The sequence below is a fragment of the uncultured Lactobacillus sp. genome (assembly GCF_946477725.1).
In the GTDB taxonomy this organism is placed as follows: domain Bacteria; phylum Bacillota; class Bacilli; order Lactobacillales; family Lactobacillaceae; genus Lactobacillus.
The window spans coordinates 1-9,755 of sequence record NZ_CAMKZC010000037.1 but is presented as its reverse complement, the minus strand read 5'-3'; the positions used below and the strand labels follow the sequence as shown (position 1 = coordinate 9,755).

Here is a 9,755-nt window from a genome sequence, read left to right as displayed (position 1 = left end):
GAACTACTAACATCTATGTGGTGGTGTTTATGACTGCAATATTATTACTTTATTGTATGATTATGTTTCATTTGGATGAAAAACGATTAGCAGAGTTATAAAGGGTGAAAGTAAAAAGGATTAAGTCCAAATTGATGTGAACCCTAAAATTTGGACACTTTATATTAGCTTTACTAAGGACTAACTTCCGATATTCAAGCGGAGTTAGTCCTTTTAGTTTGATCTTGATTCTTTTCTGATTGTAATACTCAATGTAGTCTCTGATTGCCTCTTCCAGTTCATTCAGTTTTTAAACTGCTTTTCAAAACCATAAAACATTTCTCGTTTGAGTATGAATTTTATACTGATGGGCTATTTATAAAACTCAAATATAAAAAGGATCCCACTAATAAATAGGGATATTATTAATAATTTTAACTCCTAATAAAAAGCAATTAAACAATAAAAACAATATACTCCATTCTTTTTAAATAGTTGGTATAACCAAACAGCATATTTCTGCTCCATTAATTAACTTTCTATTACTTATAATGTAAAATATGCTAAATTGAATGATACAGTATTATCTACTTTAACTAGGTAATAAGATTTTGATAGTTTGTCGGCCATGATAAAGTTAACTAGATTGCTGTAAGCTCTTCTTAACACTAAAATATTGAGCAAAGTAGATATGAATCATATCTATTTTGCTCATATTCTAGTTAGTTATAATAAAAACACAGGAAGTAAGAATTTTTATGATATCTGTTTTCTGTACGTAAACTTTAATTTATCGAAGTACAAGCTAGTAAAATGAATGAAAACTAAAAAGTCCGTCCCAATAAAAACTTTAGCAAATTGTGGGGCGGTCTTCTTGATTTTCTAATTTCTATTATGGTATCGATGAATAACATTAAGATAAAATTTTACAGCTGATACTGTAGGCTGATCAGACTTAATTTTATTCTACGTTAGCTGTTAAACTTTCAATATAGCTTTTTTAAACTTATGCTGATAATATCAGCTTTTTTATTTTGTTATTGCTTTTAACTAAACGTAGTTCGTAATCAAAAAGTTTCTTCATTTCTTGATTTAAATTATGGGCAATGAAGACTACACTAGCATTAGTTTTCATGATCTTTTGTAAAACTTTTATGGTTGCCTGTGCGTCAATCGCACTAGTTCCTTCATCAATTAGAATAATTTTGCTTTGATGAATTAATGCACGTGCTAAAACTATTTTTTGTCTTTGACCACCAGATATGTTCAACCTGTTTAAATCAATTATTGTTTGCAAACTTAGCTTTTGCTCATCGACATCTTGCTGTAGCTGCATGTCTTTGACTAATGTCGGTACCATTGGCGCTATACGATCGTCAAACATTGTTATGTTGTCATTTATGCTAACAGGAAACAAGATTGCATTTTGAGGCAAGTATCCGATTTTACTTAAATCAGGATGAGTTAAAGTGCCTTTTTTTCCTCGGTAAATCACACGACCAGAACTAGGCCTTAGTTCACCAGCCAGAATTTTAAGTAAAGTTGATTTACCCATGCCAGACTCGCCAGTTAATAATATTTTTTGACCAGGTTTAACTTTAATATTAGGTAATTGTATGCTTTCGCCATTCGGGAAAGCTATCTGCAAATTATCTGTAACAATTTCATCTACTTCTTCTAAATCTGAATTTGATTCTTCAGGCTTAACAATTGGTGAAGCCAAATTTTCAATTTGCCTATTGAGGCTAGAGGCTCCTGCCATGGCTCCTCGAGCCTCTGTGATCCATTCAATACCGCTACTTAAATAATATTTGAGATCACTGACTACTGAGATTACGCCAAAAGCAATTTGCTTGGATACAATTAGATATCCAGTCACAGCATATAGCACTAATAACATAAACTGAGCTGCAATTTCGTTAACGACTTTAAGGCACTGCTTGATTCCAGCTTCTTTAACATTGGCATGCTCTAATTTTCGTGAAGATTTGCTTAATACTGCAAAAAGGTGACTACCTGAAAAATATCGTTGTAACTCTTCTATGCCAGTCAGCCATTTACTTATTATATCAAGATACTTTTTGTTATTATCAGAAATAGCCATTATTGCTTTTTGTAATGGCTTCTCTGTTAATTTTGGTAAAAGTAAGGAGATGATTACCATTAAGGAAATGACAACTAGCATGGTCCAATGGATGGAAAATAACATAACCAGAGCAGAAACAACATAACCTAAGCCGCCAATTAAACTCATAAAAGCGTCAAGATAATTTTCTTCACTTTGGATTAAGTCATTTGTCAAAAAGTTCTGTATTTGAGCAATTGAATATTCTTGTTTGGTGTAACAGAGGTGATTAATTATTTTAGCTCTTAAAATTACTTTATATCGCTCTTTTTGTTTGGCTAAAAGATAGTCAAACAAATATTCTACTATGTAACTAACTGCTAGCAAAACAAAATTAAGTGCCGTTAGTTGTAAAAATTTGGGCAAATTAACTTGTTGGATAGCATCGACCTGATATATTCCAACTTGTACGGTTAACAAGGATAAAGCAGGTACTAATAATTGAACAATTATAGTGCTAATAAAAATTAGTGGGTTAACATGCCAAAAATCTTTTATCTTCATAATTCCCCCTTCACGCTTAACTCTTCAAGTTAATCTGATAGTCAAATAATTTTTGTACTTCAGGTCGCAAGTTATGACCAATCATGACCACTGTCTGCTTGCTTGCTAGCAATGACCTGATAATCGTGGCACTAGTTTTGCTGTCAATCGCGCTAGTTGGTTCGTCCAATAGTAATAGATCTTGGCTTTTTAGCGCAGCTCTTGCCAAAATGATTTTTTGTTGCTGACCGCCAGATAGGTTGGGGGTATCCATATTAATTGTCGTATTTATGCCTTGCGGAAATTTTGCTAAATCATCAGTTAATTTAACCAAATTTATTACACGATTTATTTCCACTTCAGAACAATGCTGAAACATTGTCACATTATTTGCAATTGTATCAGGGAAAAGCATGCCGTCTTGAGCGACATAACCAATCTGTCTGTAGTCAGGCGTAATCAGTTCATTTTTTCTATTATAATATTCAATTGAGCCAGCTGCAGGCTGCAATTTGCCTAAGATAGCCTTAAGCAGTGTTGACTTGCCGGTACCTGAATCTCCACTAAGCAGGACTTTGTCGTGCGCCTTAATTGTAAAATCTGGATATTTTATTTGATGCCTGCCGTAATTTATCACCAAATTTTTTACACTAAAGGCAACAGGAGCAGCACCTTCTTCGCTGTCTGTTTCAGTATTGTCTTGAGTTAATGTGTAAAGCTCGTCACGTAGGTCCTGTGTAGCCTTTATCTGAGTAATAGAATCAATTATGTCCCATAATTCATCAAAAATTGAAGCGGCAAAATTACTTGCAACAAGCCAACCACCGAAGTCTAGCTGGTGGTGAAAGAAAAGTAGTCCACCCCAAAGAATAATACCAATTTGGCCAAATGAATTGCCTAATCCATTCAGTCCATCTGCAATACTCATGGCCTTTTGCTTATTTTTGTTAGCAGTGGCAAGAGTAGCACTATCCTGTTTAAGTGCAAGCTGCAAACGATTAACTGCATGATAGCGACGCAATACATTTAATCCACTGAACCACTCAGCAACTGTTTTTAAAAAGGCGGCATTTTTTTGAGAGGCTGTCTTAGTTGCTCGCGTAGTAGCTTTTTTGGTAAATTGTGGCAGATCAAGCACTATGATACAAGTTATTACTGTCGCTATGACAAGTGACCAATGCATAGAAAATAGCACACCGATTGACATCAGGAGCATTAAGGTGCTGCTTAAGATAAGAATCCAGGGTTTGGCATATTCATCTGTCAATATCTTCATATTATTATTTAAAATATTCTGCATTTTGGCAACTGTACCGTCGCCATTTTGATAATAATGATGAATAAGCTTGTCTCTAAGCATATGGATATATTGCTGAATCTGTTTGTTAAACAGATATGTACTAGTAGCTAAGAATATGCTGCTTACGATTGCAACTAATATTTCAACACTGCACCAATACAAAAAAGTTGTTAAATCTTTGCGGGTTAAGGCGTTTAATGCGTACCTAAAGAGGTATGTTGTTATAGTGCCTGTATAAGAGTAAAGCAGGTATATAAGTAGCAACAAACTGCCTCGTAAAATGTTGACTTTAAAAAGGCTTTTAAGTGACATTACAAATCTCTTTCGAACTTAAAAAACTATTGCTATATGTTAACATATAGCAATAGAATAATGAAAATCATATGATTTTTTTAATTATTACGTACGATGATATGCAACAACATCTTGAAATAGTTCTTCAAAGTCAACTTCTTCTACATTGACATCTTGTGAAATTTGTTCTGACATATTTATGCGCATCCTTTATACAAACGCCTATAAAATTATAATTTATTTTTAATTATTATATATTTTAAGATTTTTAAAGTCAATACCTATATTTTTTTCAGAAAAGTCATCTATTTTAGTTATTATCTTAAAAGCTTTTAATGCCATGAGACTAGCTATAATAGTATTAGTGAAACTTAAGCTAGCAACAGTTTGAGAAGGATGTTCAAGTACTTTAAGTTCCGAATTACTGGTAATAGTTTTGTTTTTTTCAGTTAGTAGCTTAATATTTCCTAGATCAAATCCAACACCACCAGAAATTATAGGAATCTTTAATATACATAAATTTGTAAAAGACATACGTGCACAAATTATGCAAAAGGAGTTTTCGCTTCTATAGATAGAATAAAGTCAGGTAAGGGAAAGACTACTTTTGTAAGTTTCCTTTAGAAGATACCTGTCATTAGAAGTGATGGCTACCATTTTTTGAAAAACGTTCCTATTTGATGTGAACCCTAAAATCAGGACACTTTATTAGCTTTACTAAGTACTAACTTCCGATATTCAAGCGGTGTTAGTCCCTTTAGTTTGATCTTGATTCTTTTCTGATTGTAATACTCAATGTAGTCTCTGATTGCCTCTTCCAGTTCATTCAGATTCTTAAACTGCTTTTCAAAGCCATAAAACATTTCTCGTTTAAGTATGCCGAAGAAGCCTTCCATTAACCCATCATCAAGCGAATTGCCCTTGCGTGACATTGACTGGCTAATGCCATGGTTTTTCAGCCATGCTTGAAACTGGGCATTTTGGTAATGCCAGCCCTAATCAGTGTGGAAGATTAAGCCATTCAGGGCTGGATGCTTGCGCCTGGCCTTTTTTAGCATGGCCATTGTTTGCTTAAGATTAGGATTACGAGAAATAGTAAATGTTACTAATGATAATCTACGTATTAGACAAGTAGTAAATCTTATTGCATGGCACTATAACCATCATAATAACACACAAATTTACAATCGCGGGCATCTGATTGCCTATTCAATATTCAGCCTTAATTTTCTTTTGATTGCAATACCGGTTATAATAAAGCAGATCATACTATTAAAGTGAAATATTTTTATTAAGTGAATTTATCGTGTAGTATATTAGGAATTTTGTGATATAATGAGCTCGACTTGTAACCTCACTCGTTCAGTAGTAACGGATGACGCAGGCATATCCAAAGTAACGCGCGTATCGGGTAGAGCTGTTTACATTTACATAAAAATAACTGATCCTAAATATGCGTCTTTCAGACTAGAATTAGATTTGCATGCTCATTACAATAATGGAAAAGTAAGAAATATCCCAATCGTTAGAGGCGGATTCGGGTACCTTAGTTCTGCATGAACAAAGAGCTTCTTCTAATATTCTTTCTGTCTCTGCAGTAGTCATGAAACCCACAGAAAGCTTTTAATAATGAACGAAAAAAAACAAGAAGATTTAATACTTGCTATAAAAACAAGTATTAAAAATGATTTTGAATATAGAATTGAAAAATCATATAAAAATAGCGTTTTTATTGTTGTGTATTCTACTGAAAGCCTCTCTAGCATTTTACATTTATGTGGAACGCTTGGTGCCTTTTTTAATTATGGTAAGGCAGAAGAAGTCGATGAAATTCATGCTTTTGAATATGAAATTTCTATAACTGATTATGGACTTAATCTTTCAGAGGTTGCAAGATTGACACGTGAACATATAGATCCTAATGATATTTGATAAAACCATCTATTACTAGAGTTAAAGAAGGCACTTTAAAGTGCCTTCTTTAATTTGCTTAGAGTAGTTGAAAAAGTGACTAATAAAGCTCATGCTTCGTCGGTTTCAAATAAAACAATAGAAAAAAATTTTACCACCGTCAAAACCAATCTTAAATTTTTTAAGTTTTAGTTCAATAGAGTACACCCATCAATGATCGATGATAAATAGGTCTTTTGCTCATTGAGCTTAAACTCAGTTATATCTGAATACCATTTGTGATTGTGATAAACTACACTAAAGCTACGTTTAATATGGTCAGGCTTAATCGGACACTGAGTGCCACGATAGCTGTTGTATTTGTGCCAGCGTTTACTGACTATGCCAAATAATTTCGGCTTGTTCATTAGGCGCTGCACCTTTTTATGATTGATTAATAAACCGCGCCGTCTTAGTTCTACAGTAATGCACCGACTGCCATAGCGGTGCTTGTGTTCTTCATAAATAGCTTTGATTTCAGCATTATTTCTCGATTATCCCGATCTTTGTCCTTCTTCTTTAAATCAAAAGAAACTTGATTGGCAGGCTCATGGTCAACTATGATTCGCTTGAGAGCCTGCTCCTTAAAATCACTTGTATAAGTTGTAAAAAGCTGGTCTAAAATAGCTAGACCATGACGATCAATCAAGCTGACAAATATTTAATATTAGTCCTTCCAATCTGATAGTGCTGACAGAGTTCAGTCGACCAATTCCATAACTGTACCAAAGCTGATAGATTTGAATTTTATCTTGCTTAGATAATTTAGTCATAAAAATAGCCTCAAATTTGTCCTAAATTGTGGGTCATATCAAATTACTTATTCCTTTTTAATATGCTTTGATTCTGTTAAGTGGCCAATAGCGATATTTAACAACGCCTTCAATTTTACTTCTAGGAATGGCTCCTATATAACGACTATCTTTTGAAACGCTCCTATGATCTCCCATTACAAAATATGAACCTTTGGGAACTTTGTTAGTACTTTTCATTTCTTTTAATTGAGAAGGGGAATAAATACTTTTATATTCTTTTGTTCTTGCTAAAGAACGAATTGAAAAGTCAGCAGTATAAGAATATTTAGTACCATAAAAGCCATCTTCATTATCCGTCAGCTTAAATCCTGGTTTTAAATAGTCTTGATTTATTTTTTTGCCATTAACATAAATCTTATTATTTTTTCCAGTAACAGTTTCACCTGGTAATCCTATAATTCTTTTTATATAAAAGGAATTACGTTCATCCGGAGCCTTTAAAATGACAATTTCATTTCGTTTCAATTTGTTATTGCGATTAGCTATAACTCTTTCTTGATTTTCAAAAGTTGGTTGCATCGAGATACCAGATACGGAACATTTAACTATCAAATATTTTGTTAATAAAAAATTGATTAAAATAAAAATCGCAAATAAGACTATTGTATATTTTAAAAAATCATAAAATTGTTTTGTCTTCTCATTTTTTTCGTTATTCTGATTATTTGCCATAAGTAAGTCCTTACAAATAAAATTACATATTAATATAACTAGCCTGTGATTAATAGATAAATTATAGGCAGATAAATAATTGAAAGTCAAAATAATCTAAAAACCAACCTAAAATTAAACAAATAATCTATTTAGATGATAAGAGCTTTTTTAAGCTTGGAGATCACAATCTATATCAGATCATAAGGCTAATTTCTGTTTTTATTGTAAATAGCAAGTGGATAGTTATAAAAAGTCTCAGTTAAAATGAATTCGAACAAAACAAAAGGACTAGCTTCGTTAAATATCGGAAGTTAATCCTTAATTGAAATCTATTAAACAGAGTAAAAAGCCTTTACAATGGTTTCGTTAAAGCCAACTCACTATTAACTTTTAATTCATCGGCTGGAAGAAACCAACTATTCTGTTGATTCTTTAAGGTGAGTGAAAGTTATTTACACCAAGCCGTTTAGTTAATTATCTGGCTCTTCTTTTATTCAATATGCAAACAGTATTTGTTATAATTAATTTAGAATTCAAGCAAATTGTTTTGAGGGCGGTTGGCTGTTGATCCGGAAAGGAGATGGTGCCTATGGCACGAAATCTTTTAGAAAGAGAAGCAGTCAATGAGCGTTTACCAGGCATTACAAATAATGTTGGCATTCGCCACGTTTATTATTGTGTTGTTGGATTATATCAATAATCACAAGAAATAAAAAAGACCGTCCCAATCATACTTTAGCAAGTTGGGGAAGTCTTCTATTACCTAGACAGCTAACCGCCTTTAGAGCGGCTGCTTGTTTTCAAAGAGGTCTTGTTAGCGCAAGGCCTCTTTTCTTTACAATTACATTATATCATGACTGAATTAATTTTGCACAAAGGCTGAGTCAGGTATTGCAATGCTGCCATTTATAATCTTCTTTTTAACAGTTACAAAAGCAGAGCAAAAAATTTCTCGAAGTTTTAGCGATCTTAGACTTTTTTACAATTATTTTAATTTAATGGTTATTTGTTATATCAATAAAAAATGATATGCTAAAGCTTAAGGCAGCGTATAGTGTATGAAACAAAAAAGTTTACAGTATTTAACCTGCTAAAATAATCAAAACATCGCAAGCCTTTAAATATTTGCAAAACATAATAGACTAAGAGAGCTTTTTATGGATACTACGATTTACGTTTTGATTTACGAGATTATTATTTTAATATTCGTTATTATTGCATTTATAACATTGCTATCTATGATTTATCTCAAGTCAAAAGCTTGGCATAAGCTTAATTTGGAATCACGAAAAGAAGTCGCAGCTTCTACAGTAGAGTTTGTAGCAAAGCCTGGAATTGAGAGAGAAGTGGTAATGATAAATGCCAGCCGGTTTATTGCGGCTATTGTTCTGTTATTAAGTTGGGCTTTTTTTACATCAGAAGTTGTTATTCTATTTATAGGAAATTTGATTTTCATTGTTGCCGTGTTAGCAGAAATGTATATGAACGCAGATTTAACTAAAAAAGCAAGAGATCATTATACAAGTATTCCCTATATTTATAATGCAAAACGGGCAAAATTAGTAAGGAGATTATATATTATTTGTCGTATTTCTTATATGATTGTCGCTGTTGCGTGTACTTTTTTGATTTATTCGGTATTTGGCTGGTAGTAGGCTAGAATTATGTTGTTGACATCTCAGGATTAGCAAGAGAAAGAGTTAAAAGTATCTATAGGTAACCATGCATACTTAATGAATTGAAGTACTCGATGGCTATGCGAAAACAAATGATGTCAAGTTTGTTCATAGTATCAAATCAAAGCCAAGCAACACAAAAGCTGAAGACAAAGCAAAAAGAAGATATAATAATATTAAAAGTAAGTTAGAAAGGAGTTTATAAATGAAAGTAAAGACGAAAATAGCTGCTCTGCTGGTTGCTGGCTTGTTTAGTACAGCAATAATCTTTACAATAACTAGTCAAGCAGCACCAACTGTCCAAGCAGCTAATCACACTCTTACCAAAACTATTATGCATAAATCGGTAGCTTATACTGAAGCTGGCAAGCGTACTAAAAATAAATACCGTGCCTTTACAACTGTCAAAGTTGAAGATGAGCCAGTAATAATTAAAAAACAGCCTTACTACAAGCTTAAAGGTAAAAATCGCTACCTCA

11 protein-coding genes and 3 pseudogenes are annotated in these 9,755 nt (G+C 32.8%); 5 read left to right on the top strand and 9 right to left on the bottom strand.

The features are described from left to right. Positions 1 to 187 precede the first annotated feature (187 nt). From Q0R51_RS08595 to Q0R51_RS08575, 5 genes and pseudogenes are all read right to left on the bottom strand, one after another. Positions 188 to 333, bottom strand: a pseudogene (locus Q0R51_RS08595) (IS3 family transposase); the annotation flags it as partial. Between the two features lie 652 nt (positions 334 to 985). Next, positions 986 to 2,608 (bottom strand): ABC transporter ATP-binding protein, encoded by a 1,623-nt coding sequence (locus Q0R51_RS08590; protein ID WP_294758135.1) that lies wholly within the window; start codon positions 2,606 to 2,608, stop codon positions 986 to 988. A 16-nt stretch (positions 2,609 to 2,624) separates the two neighbouring features. After that, the gene (locus Q0R51_RS08585; RefSeq protein WP_294758133.1) at positions 2,625 to 4,199 is read right to left on the bottom strand and encodes an ABC transporter ATP-binding protein; all 1,575 of its coding nucleotides are present in this window, start codon (positions 4,197 to 4,199) and stop codon (positions 2,625 to 2,627) included. A 225-nt stretch (positions 4,200 to 4,424) separates the two neighbouring features. After that, positions 4,425 to 4,715: a hypothetical protein gene (locus Q0R51_RS08580; protein WP_294758131.1), complete on the bottom strand. Its 291-nt coding sequence runs from the start codon at positions 4,713 to 4,715 to the stop codon at positions 4,425 to 4,427. A gap of 161 nt (positions 4,716 to 4,876) precedes the next feature. Next, positions 4,877 to 5,290: pseudogene (locus Q0R51_RS08575) on the bottom strand (transposase); the annotation flags it as partial. Between Q0R51_RS08575 and Q0R51_RS08570 the strand changes: the two are divergent. Together Q0R51_RS08570 and Q0R51_RS08565 are read left to right on the top strand one after the other, a co-directional pair. Then, positions 5,280 to 5,396: pseudogene (locus Q0R51_RS08570) on the top strand (DNA/RNA non-specific endonuclease); the annotation flags it as partial. The pseudogenes Q0R51_RS08575 and Q0R51_RS08570 overlap by 11 nt on opposite strands. 414 nt (positions 5,397 to 5,810) lie before the next feature. Then, the gene (locus tag Q0R51_RS08565) at positions 5,811 to 6,113 is read left to right on the top strand and encodes a hypothetical protein (protein ID WP_294758129.1); all 303 of its coding nucleotides are present in this window, start codon (positions 5,811 to 5,813) and stop codon (positions 6,111 to 6,113) included. Between the two features lie 167 nt (positions 6,114 to 6,280). On the opposite strand, the gene Q0R51_RS08560 is transcribed toward Q0R51_RS08565, so the two are convergent. Genes Q0R51_RS08560 through lepB form a run of 4 tightly spaced genes read right to left on the bottom strand, consistent with a single transcriptional unit; the run spans position 6,281 to position 7,618 of the window. Beyond that, the gene (locus Q0R51_RS08560; RefSeq protein WP_294758127.1) at positions 6,281 to 6,499 is read right to left on the bottom strand and encodes a hypothetical protein; all 219 of its coding nucleotides are present in this window, start codon (positions 6,497 to 6,499) and stop codon (positions 6,281 to 6,283) included. A 50-nt stretch (positions 6,500 to 6,549) separates the two neighbouring features. Beyond that, positions 6,550 to 6,780 carry a hypothetical protein gene (locus tag Q0R51_RS08555; RefSeq protein ID WP_294758125.1) on the bottom strand — a complete coding sequence of 77 codons (231 nt, stop codon included), beginning with the start codon at positions 6,778 to 6,780 and terminating at the stop codon, positions 6,550 to 6,552. Further along, a complete protein-coding gene (locus Q0R51_RS08550) occupies positions 6,773 to 6,904 on the bottom strand; it encodes a hypothetical protein (protein WP_294758123.1) in 132 nt (43 codons plus the stop codon). Before Q0R51_RS08550 ends, Q0R51_RS08555 begins: the two co-directional genes overlap by 8 nt. Before the next feature lie 57 nt (positions 6,905 to 6,961). Continuing rightward, positions 6,962 to 7,618 carry a signal peptidase I gene (gene lepB, locus Q0R51_RS08545; RefSeq protein WP_294758122.1) on the bottom strand — a complete coding sequence of 219 codons (657 nt, stop codon included), beginning with the start codon at positions 7,616 to 7,618 and terminating at the stop codon, positions 6,962 to 6,964. A 605-nt stretch (positions 7,619 to 8,223) separates the two neighbouring features. Here lepB and Q0R51_RS09080 point away from each other — a divergent pair. The 3 genes from Q0R51_RS09080 to Q0R51_RS08535 form a co-directional block, all read left to right on the top strand. After that, positions 8,224 to 8,313 (top strand): putative holin-like toxin, encoded by a 90-nt coding sequence (locus Q0R51_RS09080; RefSeq protein ID WP_081945396.1) that lies wholly within the window; start codon positions 8,224 to 8,226, stop codon positions 8,311 to 8,313. Positions 8,314 to 8,757: 444 nt separating this feature from the next. After that, positions 8,758 to 9,252, top strand: a complete 495-nt coding sequence (locus Q0R51_RS08540) for a hypothetical protein (protein WP_294758120.1) — start codon at positions 8,758 to 8,760, stop codon at positions 9,250 to 9,252. Between the two features lie 229 nt (positions 9,253 to 9,481). After that, positions 9,482 to 9,755: SLAP domain-containing protein (locus Q0R51_RS08535; protein ID WP_294758119.1), on the top strand; the 274-nt coding region annotated here is incomplete at its 3' end.